The 18,349-nt window shown below is 66.6% G+C and carries 21 protein-coding genes; 7 read left to right on the forward strand and 14 right to left on the reverse strand.

All coding sequences use genetic code 11. From position 1 onward, the window contains the following. The first annotated feature begins 28 nt into the window (after nucleotides 1–28). Nucleotides 29–493: a transcription antitermination factor NusB gene (gene nusB, locus OXR00_RS08755; protein ID WP_267387852.1), complete on the forward strand. Its 465-nt coding sequence runs from the start codon at nucleotides 29–31 to the stop codon at nucleotides 491–493. Nucleotides 494–502: 9 nt separating this feature from the next. On the opposite strand, the gene OXR00_RS08760 is transcribed toward nusB, so the two are convergent. Further along, complete coding sequence (locus OXR00_RS08760) at nucleotides 503–2,527, reverse strand: EAL domain-containing protein (RefSeq protein WP_267387854.1); 2,025 nt, start codon at nucleotides 2,525–2,527, stop codon at nucleotides 503–505. A 101-nt stretch (nucleotides 2,528–2,628) separates the two neighbouring features. On the opposite strand from OXR00_RS08760, the gene thiL reads away from it, so the two are divergent. Beyond that, nucleotides 2,629–3,543, forward strand: coding sequence for a thiamine-phosphate kinase (gene thiL / locus OXR00_RS08765; protein WP_267387855.1), 915 nt, complete (start codon nucleotides 2,629–2,631; stop codon nucleotides 3,541–3,543). Between the two features lie 150 nt (nucleotides 3,544–3,693). Further along, on the forward strand, nucleotides 3,694–5,811 hold the full coding sequence (locus OXR00_RS08770) for a sodium-translocating pyrophosphatase (RefSeq protein WP_267387856.1): 2,118 nt from the start codon (nucleotides 3,694–3,696) through the stop codon (nucleotides 5,809–5,811). Between the two features lie 3 nt (nucleotides 5,812–5,814). On the opposite strand, the gene OXR00_RS08775 is transcribed toward OXR00_RS08770, so the two are convergent. Next, nucleotides 5,815–6,171, reverse strand: a complete 357-nt coding sequence (locus OXR00_RS08775) for a response regulator (RefSeq protein WP_267387857.1) — start codon at nucleotides 6,169–6,171, stop codon at nucleotides 5,815–5,817. A gap of 271 nt (nucleotides 6,172–6,442) precedes the next feature. Here OXR00_RS08775 and OXR00_RS08780 point away from each other — a divergent pair, with 271 nt between their 5' ends. Then, the gene (locus OXR00_RS08780) at nucleotides 6,443–7,846 is read left to right on the forward strand and encodes a DEAD/DEAH box helicase (protein ID WP_267387858.1); all 1,404 of its coding nucleotides are present in this window, start codon (nucleotides 6,443–6,445) and stop codon (nucleotides 7,844–7,846) included. Nucleotides 7,847–7,907: 61 nt separating this feature from the next. Here the strand turns inward: OXR00_RS08780 and OXR00_RS19765 are convergent, their stop codons facing one another. From OXR00_RS19765 to OXR00_RS08800, 4 genes are read right to left on the reverse strand one after another with little or no spacing between them, the layout of a single operon-like run. Then, on the reverse strand, nucleotides 7,908–8,516 hold the full coding sequence (locus OXR00_RS19765; RefSeq protein ID WP_267387859.1) for a winged helix-turn-helix domain-containing protein: 609 nt from the start codon (nucleotides 8,514–8,516) through the stop codon (nucleotides 7,908–7,910). A 43-nt stretch (nucleotides 8,517–8,559) separates the two neighbouring features. Beyond that, a complete protein-coding gene (locus OXR00_RS08790) occupies nucleotides 8,560–9,483 on the reverse strand; it encodes a transposase (RefSeq protein ID WP_267387860.1) in 924 nt (307 codons plus the stop codon). Then, complete coding sequence (locus OXR00_RS08795) at nucleotides 9,471–10,406, reverse strand: hypothetical protein (RefSeq protein ID WP_267387862.1); 936 nt, start codon at nucleotides 10,404–10,406, stop codon at nucleotides 9,471–9,473. Before OXR00_RS08795 ends, OXR00_RS08790 begins: the two co-directional genes overlap by 13 nt. Further along, nucleotides 10,406–10,555, reverse strand: coding sequence for a hypothetical protein (locus tag OXR00_RS08800; protein ID WP_267387863.1), 150 nt, complete (start codon nucleotides 10,553–10,555; stop codon nucleotides 10,406–10,408). Before OXR00_RS08800 ends, OXR00_RS08795 begins: the two co-directional genes overlap by 1 nt. Nucleotides 10,556–10,679: 124 nt before the next feature. Here OXR00_RS08800 and OXR00_RS08805 point away from each other — a divergent pair, with 124 nt between their 5' ends. From OXR00_RS08805 to OXR00_RS08815, 3 genes are read left to right on the forward strand one after another with little or no spacing between them, the layout of a single operon-like run. Then, nucleotides 10,680–11,114, forward strand: a complete 435-nt coding sequence (locus tag OXR00_RS08805) for a PaaI family thioesterase (protein WP_267387864.1) — start codon at nucleotides 10,680–10,682, stop codon at nucleotides 11,112–11,114. Continuing rightward, the gene (locus OXR00_RS08810; RefSeq protein WP_267387865.1) at nucleotides 11,114–11,491 is read left to right on the forward strand and encodes a PaaI family thioesterase; all 378 of its coding nucleotides are present in this window, start codon (nucleotides 11,114–11,116) and stop codon (nucleotides 11,489–11,491) included. The genes OXR00_RS08805 and OXR00_RS08810 overlap by 1 nt, the downstream gene beginning before the upstream one ends. After that, complete coding sequence (locus tag OXR00_RS08815; protein WP_242147895.1) at nucleotides 11,488–11,934, forward strand: hypothetical protein; 447 nt, start codon at nucleotides 11,488–11,490, stop codon at nucleotides 11,932–11,934. The genes OXR00_RS08810 and OXR00_RS08815 overlap by 4 nt, the downstream gene beginning before the upstream one ends. A gap of 43 nt (nucleotides 11,935–11,977) precedes the next feature. On the opposite strand, the gene OXR00_RS08820 is transcribed toward OXR00_RS08815, so the two are convergent. The 8 genes from OXR00_RS08820 to OXR00_RS08855 all read right to left on the reverse strand — a co-directional run bounded on the left by OXR00_RS08820 (nucleotide 11,978) and on the right by OXR00_RS08855 (nucleotide 18,305). Then, nucleotides 11,978–12,553 (reverse strand): hypothetical protein, encoded by a 576-nt coding sequence (locus OXR00_RS08820; RefSeq protein ID WP_267387866.1) that lies wholly within the window; start codon nucleotides 12,551–12,553, stop codon nucleotides 11,978–11,980. A 202-nt stretch (nucleotides 12,554–12,755) separates the two neighbouring features. Next, nucleotides 12,756–15,107 (reverse strand): polyribonucleotide nucleotidyltransferase, encoded by a 2,352-nt coding sequence (gene pnp / locus OXR00_RS08825; RefSeq protein WP_267387867.1) that lies wholly within the window; start codon nucleotides 15,105–15,107, stop codon nucleotides 12,756–12,758. Between the two features lie 253 nt (nucleotides 15,108–15,360). Further along, the gene (rpsO, locus tag OXR00_RS08830; RefSeq protein WP_242147901.1) at nucleotides 15,361–15,630 is read right to left on the reverse strand and encodes a 30S ribosomal protein S15; all 270 of its coding nucleotides are present in this window, start codon (nucleotides 15,628–15,630) and stop codon (nucleotides 15,361–15,363) included. 19 nt (nucleotides 15,631–15,649) lie between these two features. Beyond that, the gene (truB, locus tag OXR00_RS08835) at nucleotides 15,650–16,543 is read right to left on the reverse strand and encodes a tRNA pseudouridine(55) synthase TruB (protein WP_267387868.1); all 894 of its coding nucleotides are present in this window, start codon (nucleotides 16,541–16,543) and stop codon (nucleotides 15,650–15,652) included. Between the two features lie 31 nt (nucleotides 16,544–16,574). Continuing rightward, nucleotides 16,575–16,997, reverse strand: coding sequence for a DUF6491 family protein (locus OXR00_RS08840; protein ID WP_267387869.1), 423 nt, complete (start codon nucleotides 16,995–16,997; stop codon nucleotides 16,575–16,577). A 30-nt stretch (nucleotides 16,998–17,027) separates the two neighbouring features. After that, nucleotides 17,028–17,606, reverse strand: a complete 579-nt coding sequence (locus OXR00_RS08845) for a thymidine kinase (protein ID WP_267387870.1) — start codon at nucleotides 17,604–17,606, stop codon at nucleotides 17,028–17,030. Nucleotides 17,607–17,623: 17 nt separating this feature from the next. Beyond that, nucleotides 17,624–18,022, reverse strand: coding sequence for a 30S ribosome-binding factor RbfA (gene rbfA, locus OXR00_RS08850; RefSeq protein ID WP_267387871.1), 399 nt, complete (start codon nucleotides 18,020–18,022; stop codon nucleotides 17,624–17,626). Between the two features lie 4 nt (nucleotides 18,023–18,026). Further along, nucleotides 18,027–18,305, reverse strand: coding sequence for an HNH endonuclease (locus OXR00_RS08855; RefSeq protein WP_267387927.1), 279 nt, complete (start codon nucleotides 18,303–18,305; stop codon nucleotides 18,027–18,029). Nucleotides 18,306–18,349 lie beyond the last annotated feature (44 nt).

Here is an 18,349-nt window from a genome sequence, read left to right on the forward strand (position 1 = left end):
TTTCGTGCGTCTTCGCTAAGGCGCGCGAATGTCCTCCCGTACCGCCGCCCGTTCCAAGGCCCGCGCCGCCGCGCGCCTCGCCGCCACCCAGGCCCTCTACCAGCATGAGATGGAGGGCACGCCGGTGCCCCGCCTGCTCCACGAATTCCACGCGCACCGTCTGGGCGCGACGATCGAGGATGCCGAATATGCCGAGGCCGACGTCGCCTTCTTCGACGACGTCGTAACCGGCGCGACCGCGCGTGGCGAGGAGATCGACGCCGCGATCCGGGGCAAGCTCGCCAGCGGCTGGACGCTGGAACGGCTCGACAAGTCGATGCGTGCGATCCTGCGTGCGGGCACCTACGAACTGCTCGCCCGCGTCGACGTGCCGACCGCAACGGTCATCAGCGAATATGTCGATGTCGCGCACGCCTTTTTCGAGCGCCGCGAGACGGGTTTCGTCAACGGCCTGCTCGACGCCATTTCCAAGGACGTGCGCCGCGCGAGCTGAGCGCGAGAACTATCCCGCCCGCCGCATCTCGCCGGGGGTATAGCCTTCCATCTGCGGCTGCGGCATCGGGCGGCCCATCAGATAGCCCTGCCCCAGCGCGCAGCCTTCGGCGCGTAGGATCGAATATTGCGCGGGCGTCTCGATCCCCTCGGCCAGCACCGGGATGCCGAACGTCCGCCCGATCGCCAGCACCGCGCGTACGATACCCAGCGCCTGGGCGCTCTGTTCGAGCCGCATCACGAAACAGCGGTCGAGCTTGATCTTGTCGAACGGGAACGAGCCCAACACCTCCAGCGAGGAATAGCCGGTACCGAAATCGTCGAGCGCGACCGCAACGCCGAGCGCCTTGATCTGCCGCAGCGCGTGCAGCGCCTGCGTCCGGTCCGCCATGATCGCCGATTCGGTCAGCTCGATCTCCAGCCGCCAGGGCGCGAGCCGAGACGCGATCAGCGCCTCGTGGATGCGGCGCGGCAGATCGGGATCGGACAACTGGCTCGGCGATACGTTGACCGCGACCTTGGTCGATCCGCTCCACCGCGCCACATCCTCGCACGCCTGCCGCAGCGCCCAGTCGCCCAGCACGCCGATCAGTCCGTGCTTCTCCGCCGCCGGAATGAACTCGGCGGGCGAGATCGGCCCCCGCACCGGGTGGTTCCAGCGGGCCAGCGATTCATACCCGACAAGCGCACCGTCGGTGAGGCTGGTCTGCGGCTGATAGTAGAGTTGCAACTGCCCGCGCTGGATCGCCATCTTGAGATCGGAGGCGATCGCGCGCTGCCTGCGCACCACATCGTCGACGCAGCCGTTGTAGAAGCACAACGGCTCCTCGCTGGTCGAACGGTGCCGGGCCAGCGCCGCATTGTTGACGAGCATGTCGGCGGAGGCCGAATCCTCGGGGTAGATCGCCACACCTAACGATGCGGCAATCTCGACGCGGACGCCCTCGATCTCGATCGCGCGCGAACAGGCTTCGCGGAGCCGCGCGAGGAAGCCGGTCAGTTCGGCGGGGGTGGCGAACCGCTTGAGCGCGCCGAATTCGTCGCCGCCAAGCCGCGCGACCCGCTCGCCCTCATCTGCGCCATCGTTCAGCCGCGCCGCCACCGCGCGCAGCACGAGATCGCCGAACAGATGGCCATAGGCGTCGTTGATCGTATCGAACCGGTCCATGTCGATCGACACCACCGCGAAGCGCGCCTGAGCGCGCTCCGCCCAAGCGATCTCGCCGGCAAGATGCGCCTCGAACCCGGCGCGGTTGGGCAGGCCGGTGAGCGGATCGGTCAGCGCCATCAGGCTCAACTGATCGCCGAGCGTGCGGCGCAGCCGCGAATCGATCAGCCAGCTCATCGCGCCGGCCGCGATCACCACCAGCCCGACCAGCGCGGCGGCGATCGCCAGCACCTCGGTCCCCTCGGACGCCTTGACCGGGAGGCGATGCAGCGTCTCGACCGCGACGACGCTGGTGAGATGGAGGCTGGAGATCGCCGCAACCAGCAACGGTGCGGCCGCGCGCGACGGCAACCCGCGCATGGTGCCTCGGGCAGCGGCGAGCGCAAGCGCGCCGAACAGCAGCACCATCAGCAGCGATGCGGCAATTGAGTCGGCGTGCCACGAGGCGGCCCGCTCGCTTTCGGCCAGGAACGCGCCAAGATAATGCGTCATGCCGATCGCCAACCCGAGCACGGCACCGCCGGCCCAGCTCGCACGGCGGCCGGTGCGCATCGCGGCGATCGCGAAGCCGGTGTAGGCGCCGGCGATCGCGACCAGCAGCGACACCGCCGCGAGCGCCGCGCCCCGCGCATCGGGATCGGTGCCGATATAGGCGAGGGTCGCGACATAATGCGTGCACCAGATCGCGAAGCCGGCGACCACCGCGGCGAGCAACAACCACGCGTGCCGCTCCGACCCGGCCTCGTTCATCATGGCACGGCCGAACAGGCGCAGCGCCGCCAGCGATCCGGCGATGCACAGCACGGCGGCGAGTATCAGCAAGCCGTGGTCGTGCTTGCCGCCAATACAGGTCAATACTGCCATCATCGCGTGCGGTACTTTTCCTCTCTCGTCGCGGCCGGAGCGGCATTCCTTTCCGTTATAGAAAACTTTACGGGGCTTCGGTGGACGGCATGGAAAGCAAGCGCATGAGTGAACGCGCCTTCATCGCGGCGTTGCGCGGTCTCGTCCGCGATCCCGCCGCGCGTGCTCTCCTCGATGATGCCGCCGTGCTGACACCGCCGCCCGGCCCGTTGGTGCTGACCCACGACATGCTGGTCGAGGGCGTGCACTTCCTCGCCGGCGATCCGCCCGCCGATGTCGCATGGAAGCTGCTCGCGGTGAATTTGTCCGATCTTGCGGCGAAGGGGGCGACGCCGCTCGGCGTGCTGATGGGGTACGGCCTCACCGGCGATGCGGCGTGGGATGCGGCGTTCGTCGCCGGGCTGGGCGATGCGCTGTCCGCGTTCGGCGTGCCGCTGTTGGGCGGCGATACGGTCGCACAGCCGGCGGGCGATGCGCGCGTGCTCGGCCTCACCGCGATCGGCAGCGGCGGCGCGGTGGTGCCAGGCCGGAGTGGCGCACGCGCGGGCGACGCGCTGTACGTCACCGGCACCATCGGCGATGCCGGCGCCGGCCTAGCGGTCGCGCGGGGTGGCGACGGTGCGGCGGCGCTGCTCGCCGCCTATCGTCGTCCCAATCCCCGCTTGCCCGAGGGCCGCGCGCTCGGCCCGGTCGTCAGCGCGATGATGGACGTGTCGGACGGCCTGCTCATCGATGCCGAGCGGATGGCGGCGGCCAGCGGTGTCGCAGTCGAGATCGACCTTGCCGCCGTACCGCTATCGCCTGCGTTGAAGGCGCTCGGCACCGCGCGCGCCGACCGGCTCACCGCCGCGACGGCGGGCGACGATTACGAACTGCTGTTCGCGCTCCCGATGGCTGCCTCCCTGCCCGTCGCCGCGACCCGCATCGGGCGGTTTGGCGCCGGATCGGGGCTGACGCTGGTCGATGGCGACGACGCGGTGCCGCTGCCGGCAAGATTAGGCTATCTCCACGCATCGTAGCCCGGCAGTAGCCATCCGCCAAACCGGCTTTGCCGCATCATGGCAAGCCGGTTGCCAACGCAGATCGCACGCCTATACTTTGCCGTTATAGAGGACGGAGGCGGCCACGCAGCCGACCATCCGCCCCTGGCATTTAGGGGAAGGATCAGCATGACGATCGTCTATGCCGCCATCATCTGTGGCCTGATTGCCGTGATCTACGGCGCCTTTACCAGCGGGCAGGTGCTGCGCGCACCGCCCGGCAACGATAAGATGCAGGATATCGCCGCCGCCATCCAGGAAGGCGCCAAGGCGTATCTCGGCCGGCAGTACCGCACCATCGCGATCGTCGGGCTGGTGGTGGCGATCATCCTGGCGGTGACGCTGGGCTTCGTCTCCACGATCGGCTTCCTCATCGGCGCGGTATTGTCCGGCGCGGCGGGCTATGTCGGCATGAACATATCGGTCCGCGCCAACGTCCGTACCGCCGAGGCCGCGCGGACCAGCCTGCAGGGCGGCCTCACCCTCGCCTTTCGATCCGGCGCGGTGACGGGGATGCTGGTGGCGGGGCTGGGTCTGCTGTCGATCTCGGGCTTCTTCTGGTATCTGGTCGCGGTCGCGCATCATGCCCCGGCGGACCGTGTTATTATCGAGGCGCTCACCGCGTTGGCGTTCGGCGCATCGTTGATCTCGATCTTCGCGCGGCTGGGCGGCGGCATCTTTACCAAGGCAGCCGACGTCGGCGCGGATCTCGTCGGCAAGGTCGAGGCCGGTATTCCCGAAGACGATCCGCGCAACCCCGCCGTGATCGCGGACAACGTCGGCGACAATGTCGGTGATTGTGCGGGCATGGCCGCCGATCTATTCGAAACGTACGTGGTGACGCTCGGCGTGACGATGATCTCTATCGCGCTTGCCTTCAAATCCGCCGACCAGCTCCTCGCGCTGATGACGCTACCGCTCATCGTCGGCGGCGTGTGCATCATCACCTCGATTCTCGGTACCTATGCGGTACGCCTCGGCGGCGGAACGATCATGGGTGCGCTGTACAAGGGGTTCTGGACCTCGGCCTTGCTGTCCGTGCCGGCGATCTATCTCGTCACACGCTACACGCTCGGCGACCTGTCGGCACCGCTTGGCACGAACGGCTTCCTCGATCCGAACGCGACCGGCGGCATCACGGGCATGAGCCTGTTCTGGTCGATGATGATCGGCCTTGCCGTCACCGGCTTGCTGGTGTGGATCACCGAATATTACACCGGCACCAACTACCGCCCGGTGCGCAGCATCGCCAAGGCTTCCGAAACCGGCCACGGTACCAACGTCATCCAGGGCCTCGCCATCAGCCTCGAATCGACTGCCATGCCGACGATCGTGATCGTCGTCGCGGTGGTTGCCGCGTTCCAGCTTGCCGGCGTGATCGGCATCGCCTTCGCGGCGACGGCGATGCTCAGCCAGGCCGGCATGGTGGTGGCGCTCGACGCTTATGGCCCGGTCACCGACAATGCGGGCGGCATCGCGGAAATGGCCGGGCTGCCGGACGACGTTCGTACCCGCACCGACGCGCTCGATGCGGTCGGCAACACCACCAAGGCGGTGACGAAAGGCTATGCGATCGGCTCGGCGGCACTGGCGGCGCTGGTACTGTTCGGCGCCTATACCAGCGACCTGAAGGAATATTTCAGCGGCCTGACCGTCGATTTCACGCTCTCCAACCCGTATGTCATCGTCGGGCTGCTGCTCGGCGCGCTATTGCCCTATCTGTTCGGTGCGATGGGGATGACGGCGGTGGGGCGCGCGGCGGGCGCGGTGGTGGAAGAGGTGCGCGAGCAGTTCCGCACCAATCCCGGCATCATGGCCGGCACCAGCCGCCCGAACTACGCGCGCACCGTCGATCTCGTCACCCGCGCTGCGATCCGCGAGATGATCGTCCCATCGCTGCTGCCGGTGCTCAGCCCGATCGCGGTGTATTGCATCGTCACGCTGGTAGCGGGTCAGGCGTCGGGTTTTGCGGCACTCGGTGCGATGCTGCTCGGGGTGATCGTCTCCGGCCTGTTCGTCGCGATCTCAATGACGTCGGGCGGCGGCGCATGGGACAATGCCAAGAAGTTCATCGAGGACGGCAACCACGGCGGCAAGGGCAGCGAGGCGCACAAGGCGGCGGTGACCGGCGACACCGTGGGTGATCCCTACAAGGACACGGCAGGGCCAGCCGTGAACCCGATGATAAAGATCACCAATATCGTCGCGCTGTTGCTGCTCGCCGCACTGGCCGGCGGCGGGTTGTGATCGTCAATCGCTGTGTGGCGCGACGGCCCGGAACGCGTCGCGCACCACCACGCCCAGCACCGGCTTCGCCAGGATCGCCGAAGACGGCTCACATGGTTCGCACTGATCCGGCGTGGCCGTGATATAGATCACCGGCAACGGCCCCATCTCGCTGAGGATCGTCTGGACCGCACACGGGCCGGTCCCCTCGCGCAACATCACGTCCGAGGTGATGACGTCAGGCCGTCGTAGCCGGGCCTCGCTCACCGCCTGATTCTCGGTTTCGGCAAACGCGAAACTGGTGGCACCGACCGTTGACAGCATGTCCTGCAGGTCGAACGCGAGTAATGGTTCGTCCTCGATAATCAGTACATGACACATAACTGTAACTCCCTGGCACGTACTCTAACGCAGGTTAAGTCAGATCGGACCCGCCCCGCGGGTAGATTTTCGGCGTCGGCATTGACTTTCCGCGTTGCAGCAGACATATCGCCGCCATCGAGGCGTATTGCAGCGTGATCGAACCGAGAGGTTCGAAGCTCCGCCCCGGTTGTTTTCGCAAGGCTTCCCTATTCACGCGGGGTGTCGGTTTCCCCCGCCACCCGTTCGCCTTGGCGCGCGCGGGCATGGCCTGATATTGGATATTCTCCCCATGTCTTTCGTCAAACTCGGCCTTGCCGAACCGCTCGTCCGCGCGCTCGAGGCAAAGGGCTATTCCGCCCCTACCCCGATTCAGCAGCAGTCGATCCCGATGCTGCTTGAAGGCCGCGATCTGCTCGGCATCGCGCAGACCGGCACCGGCAAGACCGCCGCGTTCGTGCTGCCCTCGATCCAGAACCTGATCGCCAACGACAAGCGTATCCTGCCGACGCATTGCCGCATGCTGGTGCTCGCGCCGACCCGCGAACTCGCCAGCCAGATCGCCGAGAGTGCGCGCGACTACGGCAAGTTCTCCAAGATGTCGGTCGCTACCGTGTTCGGCGGCGTCAGCATCAACAAGAACCGTCAGGACATGATGCGCGGCGTCGACATCCTCGTCGCCACGCCGGGCCGCCTGCTCGACCTGATCGAGCAGCGTTTCGTCAGCCTCGCCACGCTGGAAATCCTCGTCCTCGACGAAGCCGACCAGATGATGGACCTCGGCTTCATTCATGCTCTCAAGAAGATCGTGCGCATGCTCCCCAAGCAGCGCCAGACGTTGTTCTTTTCGGCGACGATGCCCGCCGCGATCCGCGATCTTGCCGATCAATTCCTGACCGATCCCGCCACCGTCAAGGTCGCACCGATCGCCTCCACGGCGGAACGCGTCGACCAGTTCGTCACGCTGGTGAACCAGTCCGAGAAGCAGGCGCTGCTGACCATCCACCTGCGCAACCCGGAGATCGAGCGTTGCCTCGTCTTCACCCGCACCAAGCATGGCGCCGACCGCGTCGTGAAGCTGCTTGCCGCCAACGGCATCGCCTCCAACGCGATCCACGGCAACAAGAGCCAGCCGCAGCGTGAGCGCGCACTCGGCGAGTTCAAGGCCGGCAAGGTCAACGTGCTGATCGCGACCGATATCGCCGCGCGCGGCATCGACGTGTCGGGCGTTTCCCATGTGTTCAACTTCGAGCTGCCCAACGTGCCGGAGCAATATGTACACCGTATCGGGCGCACCGCGCGCGCGGGCGCGTCGGGCGTGGCGATCAGCTTCTGCGCGGATGACGAGAAGCCGTTCCTGCGCGACATCGAGCGGCTGACCAAGGTCAAGCCGACGCCACTGCCGCTTCCGGCCGATTTCAGTGCCGAGCAGGCCCGCATCAAGGCGGCACGCCCGGCCGGTTCGGACACGCCCGAGCGCCGCGTCGATGATTCCGGCCGTCACCGCCAAGGGCCACGCGCGACGCATTCGGCGCGCCCGACCGGCGAGCGTCCGGCAGGTGGCGCAGGCCGTCCCGCCGGTGGCGCGGGCCGGCCCGGTGGTCAGGGCCGTCCGGGTGGCGGCGGTGGCCGTCCCGGTGGCCCGCGTCGCCAGTCGTCGGGCGGCGGCGGTCGCCGGTCGCCCGCAGCGGGCTGATCGCGCAAGCTTGACGTAAAGATGTGAAAGGCAGGTTCGCAGTAGCGGACCTGCCCTTTTGCTATGGGGGATCGCCCACCGGCACGATCAGCCCGTAACCGACACCTTTCTCGGTGTGCAGCATCGGCGTGGCGAACCCCTTGTCGAGCTTCTCGCGCAATCGCGAGACCTGCACTTCCAGCGCGTTGGTGCCCGGGTGGAATCGCATGTTCCACACCGCCTCCCGCAAGGTTTCGCGTGGGACGATCGTGCCGACCGAGCCGGCCAGGTACAGCAGGATCGCATATTCCCGTGGACGCAGACCAAGCTGCCGGCCATCGCGTGTCGCCTTGCGTTCGAGCCGGTCGATGGTGAGCGGGCCGAGACGCACCGGCGCCACCGTCCCGGTGCGCCGCAGCAACGCCGCCAGTCGCGCCGCGATCAACGCGTCGCTTGCTGCCGCCGGCACCGCGTCGTGCGCGCCGGCATCGAGCGCCTCCGTTACCGCACCCTCCCCGCCCTCCACGACATGCAGCGTCGGCAGTTGCACGGGGCAAGCCACGCCTGGATAGCGGAGCGCCACCCCGGCCACCGCGACACGCCCGCCGGCTGCAATCAAGCGCACCCCACGCGCGATCGCCTCTGCCGCCAAACCGGCCCGCACGCCGCCAAAGACCAGAGCTTCGTCCACTACGGTGCCATGCTACCGTGTTGAAATCGCAATTGAGGGAGGTTCACTCCGTTATGGATTGGTTTGCAGCCTGCTCGATCCGCGCCAGCCGCAGCCTGGCATGCCCTGCCACATAACGATCGGCATCACCCGCAGCGGTGGCAAGTAGTGCTGCGCGCGCGTCGCGGTCCGGCAACGCCGAAGCGAGCGCCGCATAGGCGGTCGCGCGCATCCGTGGCACTGGATGGCGCGCGGCAAACTCTTCACAGAGCGCAATGCCAGTCGGCCCACCGAGTTGCGCCGCCAACGTGACCAGCCCCTCCGCCGGCGCGGTGGTCAGCCCGGTGGCGATCGTCCCTTGCGCCACGTCGAACTGGAACTGCTCCAGCCACGGTTGCGCCACATCGTAGAACAGGATGTTCAGCGACACGGAAAAGCTGTCCGGCGGCAATTGCACGTGCACGTCGCGCCGCGCACGGTAGAGCATCAGTTTGCCCGGTTCGAGGCGCGACCGCCCGACGAAGCGGAGCCCGGCGTGCTCGCCGGGTAGCCCCGCCACCGCCGTCACGTCATAGTCGTAATAATCGCTCCAATAGCCCGGGCCTTCGTACCCATAGGTCAGGAACGGGAAGTTATGATCGTGTGGCAGATCGTAGAAGAACGACGCGGTGCCGCTCGCGCGTACCACCGCATCGCCGCGCGCGGGCCAGAAATTCGCGCGCAACAGGTAGCGGCCGTTGGGCGGCTTGAGCATGAACACCTGCGCGCCATAAGCATTATCGGCAGCCTGACCGACACAGCGTCGCTCCAGTTCGGCGATCACCAGATCGCCCAGGAAGTGCGGGTTGCGCCCGAGACGTGCCAGCAGCGGGCCAAGCGTAACGAGGGACTCCTCGTCGCGGACATCGAAGCGCGCGGTGTCGAGCGCCTCGGCGAGATCGTCGAGCCCGATCCCCGGCGCGCGGTCGGTTGCGATCACCCGTGGCATGCCGCTGCTCCCTGTCTCATCGTGATCGCCGCCAGCGTCGCGCGTGCAGCGGTGCGCACCTCGTGGTGCGGATCGGCCTCGGCCATCGCGTGCAAGTGCGGCAGCGCGGCCGGCGCATCGAGCGCCAGCCACTCGCGCATCGCCGGCCAGCGCAGGAAGAACGCCGCGTCTCCTGCCGCAGCGGCGAAACACGCGCCGGAATCCTTGCGCCCCGCCAGGCGCAGATAGGCAAGCAACATCTGCGTACGCGCCGGCTGCTCGTCGAGCATCGCACAGCGCAGCAGCGCACCGTCCGCAAGGGCGTATTCCCGCACATACGGCGAGGCACCGGGCCGGATCGTCGCGGTGACGGTCACCAGATCGGATGTCGCGCCCGCGATCACCTGCCCCTGGGTGCGACCGTCGAGCCGCACCACCATATCATCCGCGAGTGGCTGGTCGCGCGTGAGGGCGCACGGACCCGCGCCGGCCGCGCGGAAGTCCGCATCGGCCGGGTCGGCCGTCCAGACCTGGCGGCGCGCGCCGCCGCCACGAACAAACCGGATCACGCTGAGCCTGCCCGCAATCGTAACGGAGCGCACAGGCGGCGCCACCGCCAACGCATCGGCGGAGACGATCGTGGCGGTGAGCGTGACGGCCGGTCGTTCGAACAGCACCGTGCTGAACCGGACCGTGTCACGTTGCGCCTCGAACGGCGGCTCGAACAGCGGGTCGGCACGTAGCTCGGCGACCATCGGCGCGAGCAGTTCCGCCAGCCAGTCCCCACGCGCCAGCAGCAACTCGGCCGCATCGGCAAGCTGTTCGGCATCGTCACCAGCGAAGGCATGCTCCAGCATGCGGGTGACTGGATGATCGGCAAAGGACGCGGCGAAACGCGAAGACCGCGCCGCCGCCGCGTCCAGCGCTGCGCGGTCCAGCGTCATCAGCTCTGTGGCCGGGTCAGCTTCGCGATGCTGACCAGATATTCGAACATATCGTCGCCACCCGACTCGAGTCCGCCGATGCTCCCGAACGTGCCGACCTGTGTCTCCAGATGCGCGATCTGATCGATGTCGATGCTCAACTCTGCCATGTTCGTCTCCTCGCGCACGATTGCGCTGCGGGATCGGTAGGTCGGCGCCGGCCGTGCCGGACAGTTACATCGCTGTAATCCCGCGCAGACTTGCAGCGCCGCCGCGATGCGGTAGGGAGGCCGCATGGCGCTTCCCGATCCCAGCAGCTTCGTCCCGGAAGATTTCGCCGACATGATGGAGGGGCATCATGGCGGCCATCTCGGCATCGAATATCGCGCGCACGGTCCCGATTGGGCAGAACTGGCGCTGCCGTATCGTGAAGCGTTGATAGGCGATCTTTCGCGCGGGGTGCTTGCCTCCGGGCCGATCCTCGCGCTGATGGACAGCGCGACCAGTTTCGCGGTGCGCATGAAGGTCGGCGTTGCGCGGCCGCACGCCACGCTCGATCTGCGCATCGATTACGTGCGGCCCGCCACGCCGGGACGGACCGTGATCGGGCGCGGCGAATGCTACCGCGTCACCCGTGCGATATCGTTCGTGCGCGGCGTCGCGCATGACGGCGACCCGGCCGATCCGATCGCCAATGTCGCCGGCACCTTCATGTTCACGGATTTGTGATGGACGACATCCCTTATGCGCGCTTCCTCGGCGTAACAGCTGTGGACGGCGACCCTACGCTGCTCAGCCTGCCGTATGCCGACAGCGTGGTCGGGCGCCCCGGCTTCCTGCACGGTGGCGCGATCGGCGGTTTCCTCGAAGTCGCGTCGATCATTGCGTTGCGCCACGCGCTCGGCATCGAGAGCGACGCGCGCATCAAACCGATCAACCTCACCGTCGATTTCATGCGTGGCGGGCGCGACAAACCGACCTTCGCGCGCGGGGTCGTTACCCGGCTCGGCACCCGTGTCGCCAACGTGGATGCTAGCGCGTGGCAGGACGATCCCGCCCGGCCGATCGCAGCGGCGCGCATGAACTATCTGATCGAACGCGCATGAACCAGATCGAAGCTTTGCTTGGCACCGCACAGGCTGCGCGCCAATCGGGCGATCTGGCGGCGGCGATCGACCACCAGACCGTCGCGGTGGAGATGCTGCGCGGCGGCAGCAACCCGCTCGCGCTCGCTCAGGCGCTGCGCCACCGCGCCGACATGCTGATCGAAGGCGACCGCGCCGGCGACGCGGAAGCGGATGTCGCACAGGCGCTGTGGTTCTACGCGCAGGTGCCCGATGCGCCGCCGCTCGACGTGGCGAACGCGGTGCGTTGCGCCGCGACGCAGGCCGAAGCGGTCGGCGATGTGTCTGGCGCGATCGCCCTATGGCGCGAGGCGCGCACCCGCTACGCCAAGCTGACCGACATGTTCGAAGCGATGACCGGGAGCGCGGCCAATCCCGGCGTGGCGGAAGCCACTGCGCGGATCGAGGCGCTCGGCGGCGAGTAGCTCGCCTGCCATCCATCACAGCGTCATATGATCGTGTGGCTGATTACAGCGTGCGTTGAGCGTCGAGTTGCCGTCCGTTGCTTGTCAGCCTGTTGGGGGTCCAGCATTGGGCGAGGGAGCGCTCCGAACGAGACCACCAATCGACCACTGGTCCGGTAAACCCCGCCAACGCCATATGAGCGCCGTAGCCGGTCATCCCGTCGGGCGTACCGCTCACCGTCAGCAACGGCGTATCGGTGATCATGATACTGCCCGAACGGGCAGGCGGAGCGAACCCGCCGACCTTCAGCCGCGCAAGATCCTCCAATGCAGCGGTCAAGGCGGGACAGGAATTGCCGTCGATCCAGTCGTGAACGGTCTTGTCGCCTGCCGAGCATTGTCCGTTGACTTGGCTGGCGCACCAATTGTGATCGCGCCGCCGTCGTTCGGCGATCCAGCGTTCTCGCTTGCCATCGTGCACCACGATCGAAACGATGACGGTCTCGTCTATGTCTACCCCTAGTCCGCCACCCTTGAGCGTGACGCGATAGCGCTCAAGCGGATAAGGCGTTGTTTGCCCGAAAGCCGGAGCGGTGACCGCAAAGAGTGCGATGAAAGCGCCTGCTCGCCCGATTCCCATAGCCCTGCTCCGCCCTAGCAGCCCGGCTGCCGGTTGTGCACGTCTAACCCATGGTTGAGTGCTGACAAAGGCTAACACCCGAAATCTGCATTGTGCGCACCACCGACACGTCATCGCGGTCATCCGCTTTGCCGATGCCCCCAACAAAAAAGGCTCAGGGTTGCCCCCGAGCCTCTTTCGTTCGTCGCTAGACCACGAGAGATCAGTCGCGATCACCGGTCAAGAAGGCCGGCGCGAACTCCGGCGCTGGACCCTCGCCGTTCTCGCCCTGCGACTCGCGCTTGGGGCCACGGCCTTCGCGGCGGGGGCCGCGGCCCTCACCACGCTCGCCGCGACCTTCGCCACCACGACCACCTTCACCACGCGGGGCGCCACGACCACCGTCGCCGTCACGACGGGGCCCGCGCGGACCACGGTCGCCACCCTCACGCGGCTCGCGTGCGGGGCGCGAGTCTTCCAGCTCGGCGCCGGTTTCCTGATCGACGACGCGCATCGACAGGCGAACCTTGCCGCGCGGGTCGATCTCGAGAACCTTGACCTTGACCTCCTGGCCCTCCTTGAGGACGTCCGAGACCTTCTCGACACGCTCGTTCTTGATCTCCGAGACGTGGACGAGGCCGTCCTTGCCGCCCATGAAGTTCACGAACGCACCGAAGTCCACCAGGTTGACGACCTTGCCGTCATAGACCTTGCCGACTTCGGCTTCCTCGACGAGGCCCTTGATCCACTTGATCGCGGCTTCGATCTGCGCCGGATCGGACGACGACACCTTGATGACGCCCTCGTCGTCGATGTCGACCTTGGCGCCGGTGGTGGCGACGATCTCGCGGATCACCTTGCCGCCGGTGCCGATCACTTCACGGATCTTCGACTTGTCGATCTGGAAGCTCTCGATACGCGGTGCGTGTGCCGACAGCTCATTGCGGGTCGACGACAGCGCCTTCGACATTTCGCCGAGGATGTGCGCACGGCCTTCCTTGGCCTGATTGAGCGCGACCTTCATGATCTCCTCGGTGATACCGGCGATCTTGATGTCCATCTGCATCGTGGTGATGCCGGCCTCGGTGCCTGCGACCTTAAAGTCCATGTCGCCGAGGTGATCCTCGTCGCCAAGGATGTCCGACAGAACCGCAAAGTCCTTGCCTTCGAGGATCAGGCCCATCGCGATGCCCGACACCGGACGCTTGAGCGGAACGCCCGCGTCCATCATCGACAGCGAACCGCCGCACACCGTCGCCATCGACGACGAGCCGTTCGACTCGGTGATGTCCGACAGAACGCGGATCGTATAGGGGAACTCGTCCTTCGACGGCAGCACCGGATGCAGCGCGCGCCAGGCGAGCTTGCCGTGGCCGACTTCACGACGCCCCGGCGCACCGAAGCGGCCGACTTCACCGACCGAGTAGGGCGGGAAGTTGTAGTGCAGCATGAAGTTTTCGTACGACAGGCCGGTCAGCCCGTCGATCATCTGCTCCGCATCCTTGGTGCCGAGCGTGGTGGTGCAGATCGCCTGCGTCTCGCCACGCGTGAACAGCGCCGAACCGTGCGTGCGCGGCAGGAAGTGGACCATCGCCTCGATCGGACGGATCTGCTTGGTGTTGCGGCCGTCGATGCGCTGGCCGTCCTTGAGGATGGCGCCGCGAACGATTTCCGCTTCCAGCTTCTTCATCAGCTTGCCGGCAGCCATCTGGTCCTGCGGCGCGGCATCGGCAAAGGCAGCCTTGCCCTTGGCGCGTGCCTCGTTGAGCAGGCCCGAACGCTTGGACTTGTCGGTCACCTTGTAGGCGGCGGCGATGTCCTTGCCGATCAGCTTCTTGAGCTTGTCCTTGGCAGCCGACAGGTCGGCCTGCGGGGCCATTTCCCACGGGTCCTTGGCAGCCTGCTCGGCGAGATCGATGATCCCGTTGACGACTTCACGGCATGCCTTGTGCGCGAACTGCACCGCGCCGAGCATGACCTCTTCGGAAAGCTCCTTGGCTTCCGATTCGACCATCATCACGGCATCGCCGGTGGCGGCGACGACGAGGTCGAGGTCACCCGCCTTGATCTGCTCGTTGGTCGGGTTGAGGATGTACTCGCCGTCGATGTAACCGACGCGCGCGGCGCCGATCGGGCCCATGAACGGCACGCCCGAGATGGTCAGCGCAGCCGATGCCGCAACCATCGCGAGGATGTCCGGCTCGTTCTCGCCATCATAGCTGAGAACTTGGGCAATCACGTTGATCTCGTTGTAGAACCCTTCCGGGAACAGCGGGCGGATCGGGCGATCGATCAGGCGGCTGGTCAGCGTTTCCTTTTCGGTGGCGCCGCGCTCACGCTTGAAGAAGCCGCCGGGGATGCGGCCGGCCGCCGAATACTTTTCCTGATAGTGTACGGTGAGCGGGAAGAAGTCCTGCCCCTCCTTCACCGAACGCGCCGCCGTGACGGCGCAGAGAACGACGGTTTCGCCGAGCGTCGCGATAATCGCGCCGTCAGCCTGGCGGGCAACGCGGCCCGTTTCCAGCGTGAGGGTCTTGCCGCCCCACTGGATGCTGCTGGTTTTGGTATCGAACATGGGATTTCCTTCAACACCGCCGGCCAGATGCCGGTCGGGGCCTATCTGCGGACTTGACCGGTCCGCGCGGGGTGGAGCCTGTCTTGGCCCCGACGTGGGAGGCGAGCCGAATTGCCGCCGCCCAAGGTGTTCCCCGGCGGTCTGCCGGGGCTCAGGTGCTGCGTACCGTATTCCGGCGCGCAGCGTTAGAGTGTTTGCCAAGTCCCCGCGTCAGGCGGAGACAAAAAAACGGCGCCCGGAGGCGCCGTTTCGATTACTTGCGAAGACCAAGCTTCGCGATGAGATCGAGATACCGCTGACCATCCTTATGACGGAGATAGTCGAGCAGCGAACGACGCTTGTTGACCATCATCAGCAGGCCGCGACGCGAATGGTTGTCCTTGGCGTGGCCCTTGAAATGCTCGGTCAGGTTGCGGATGCGCTCGGTGAGGATCGCGACCTGCACTTCGGTGCTGCCGGTGTCGCCTTCGGCGCGACCGTGGGTCTTGATGAGTTCCTGGCGCTTCTCTGCGGTGATCGTCATATCGTTTCCTTCGACATCGTTACAGGTTGAAGCCGCGTTCGACCCGGACGTTACCATCCGTAACCTCGACCAGCGCGACGGGTGCATCACCCAGCAGCGCGAAATGGAGGCCATCATCAGCGGCTATCCCGGCCAGCACACGCCCCTGTCGGAGCGCCCCTGCCTGGTCGGGGGTGAGGGATAGAGCCGGGATGTCGTCCAGCCCCGCCCTCAACGGCAGGAGTATCTGTTCAAGGGTGCGCGCCATAGCGTGTTGGTCGAGATTGTCCAGCGATATCGCCTGCGACAGATCGAACGGCCCCGCCTTGGTCCGTCGCAGCATGGTGACATAGCCGACGGTGCCAAGCGCCAGCGCAATGTCGCGCGCAAGGCTGCGGATATACGTGCCCTTGGAGACGTGCGCGCTGAGCGTCACCTCCTCCAGCGGCCCGGCATCGGCGACGGCCGCGACCGTCAGCGCGTGGATCGTCACCGCGCGCGTGGCCAGCACCACCTCCGCGCCTGCCCGCGCGAGATCATAGGCGCGCTCGCCATCCACCTTCAACGCGGAATAGGCCGGCGGCACCTGCTCGATCGGCCCGGTGAAGCGCGGCAGCACCGCCTCGAGCGCCGCCCGCGTCGGCCGCACGTCGCTGGTGGCTACACCCTTGCCCTCTGCATCGAGCGTATCGGTCTGTTCGCCGAAGCGGATCGTGAAGTCGTACACCTTGTCGCTGTCGAGCATCCGCCCGGCAAGCTTGGTCGCCTCCCCCACCGCGATCGGCAGTACGCCGGTGGCGAGCGGATCGAGCGTGCCGCCATGCCCGACCTTCCACTTGCCGTAGCCGCCCTGCCTGAGCGCGCGCTTTACCGCCGAGACGCCTTGCGTCGATCCCAGCCCAAGCGGTTTGTCGAGAATGATCCAGCCATGCATCCGCCGCGCCTAGCGGCGGAACGTCGTGCCGTCAGCCCCGCTTGATACGATTGAGGCCGGGCTTGAGCTTGCCAGGCTTCGGCGGCGGCCCCGCGCTCGCGGTCAGGCTGTCGATCGGGCAGCGCTGGCCATCGACCAGCAACGTACCGGTGCGATCGAGCGACCCGCCGTTGAAGCGTGTGTCCACCCCGATCCGCGTCGCAAAGCTGAGGCCAAGGCACGGCCCCAGCACCTTGGCGTAGTACCAGCGCCGCTGCTGATCCTGCAGCCAGGCGCCGCGATCGCCATCCGTCTCGAAAGTGTAGAGGTTCTGGCTGCGGAGCAACGGGATGCTGGTTTCCTTGCCGACCTGCTCAGGCGGCCAGCCGCCCGTCCTGGCATCGCCTTTCACATCGGCAACCGCCATTGCCGGCAGCGCCAGCAGCATGGTGGCGAGGATCATGGGTCTAAGCATGCGAAACCTCCGAAGGTGCTGTTCGGGTCGTTACCGCACGCCGGCTGAACGCTCGCTGAAATGCCGGCGGCACAGCGCGATGTAGCGATCGTTGCCGCCGATTTCGGTCTGCGTACCGCGTGTCACCGCGCGTCCCTCCGCATCGACTCGCAGGTTCATCGTCGCCTTGCGCCCGCACTCGCACACCGATTTGATCTCGATGAGCGTATCGGCCAACGCCAGCAGCCGCGCCGACCCCGCGAACAAATTCCCGCGAAAATCGGTTCGCAAGCCGTACGCCAGCACCGGGATTCCATGCCGGTCTGCGAGCGAGGCAAGCTGATCGACCTGATCCGCTGTCAGGAATTGCGCCTCGTCGACCATCACGCAGGCCGGGGGTTCCGACTGTGCCAATGCAATTGCTGCGAGGTCTGTCGCCGCGTCGAACGCCAGCGCCGGCGCCACCAGACCGATCCGCGACGTGATCGTCCCCGCCGCAAAGCGATCGTCGATCGCGGCGGTGAACAGCAACGTGCGCATGCCCCGCTCGCGGTAGTTGAAATCGGCCTGCAGCAGGTTGGTTGATTTACCCGCGTTCATCGACGCATAATAGAAATAGAGCTTGGCCATCGGACGACTTTCGCGGGTCAGTCTTCGCCGTCGCCGAGATCCTGCGCGACATGCGGCGCGCGCAACAACTGGTCGATATGGCTGCCTTCGTCGAAGCTTTCGTCGGCGACGAACTTCAGCTTGGCGGCGTACCGCGTCTGCACGCGCCCGGCGACCTCACGCTGGAGATAGGCGGTGTTGGTGCGCAGCGCCTTGAGCACCGCCTCCTCGTCCTTGCCGAGCAGCGCCTTCACGAAGCACGTCGCATGGCGCAGATCGGGCGACATCCGCACCTCGGTGATCGTCACCGCATGGCTGGCGAGCGTCTCGTCATGCACGTCGCCGCGCATCAGGATGTCGGACAGCGCATGGCGCACCTGTTCGCCGACGCGGAGCAGGCGGACGGAACGGGTTTCGGGGGTTTCGGCTGGTCTCATGATGTCACTTTGTACGACGCGCAGTCGGCGCATGGAAGTCGGGAGGTTTGTCGGCGATCCACGTGAGAAACTTCGTCAGTCGCGGGTCCGTTGCGACCGCCGCCGCAACACTAGGCTGCGCAAGTTCGGCGTTAGTGAAGGCGGTGTGGATCGCACGGTGGCAGATCGGATGCACCGCCACCGTCTCACGCCCGCCGCGACTTTTCGGCAACGGATGATGCTGTTCGATTTTGCGGCCCAAAGGTCGGCCACAGAGCCAGCACGTGGTCGGGGGTGGCACGATCACCCGCGCCACCGGCTCACGGGCGGTCCGGCGCGAACGCCGCA

This window comes from Sphingomonas sp. GC_Shp_3 (genome assembly GCF_026540945.1).
Classification (GTDB): Bacteria; Pseudomonadota; Alphaproteobacteria; order Sphingomonadales; family Sphingomonadaceae; genus Sphingomonas.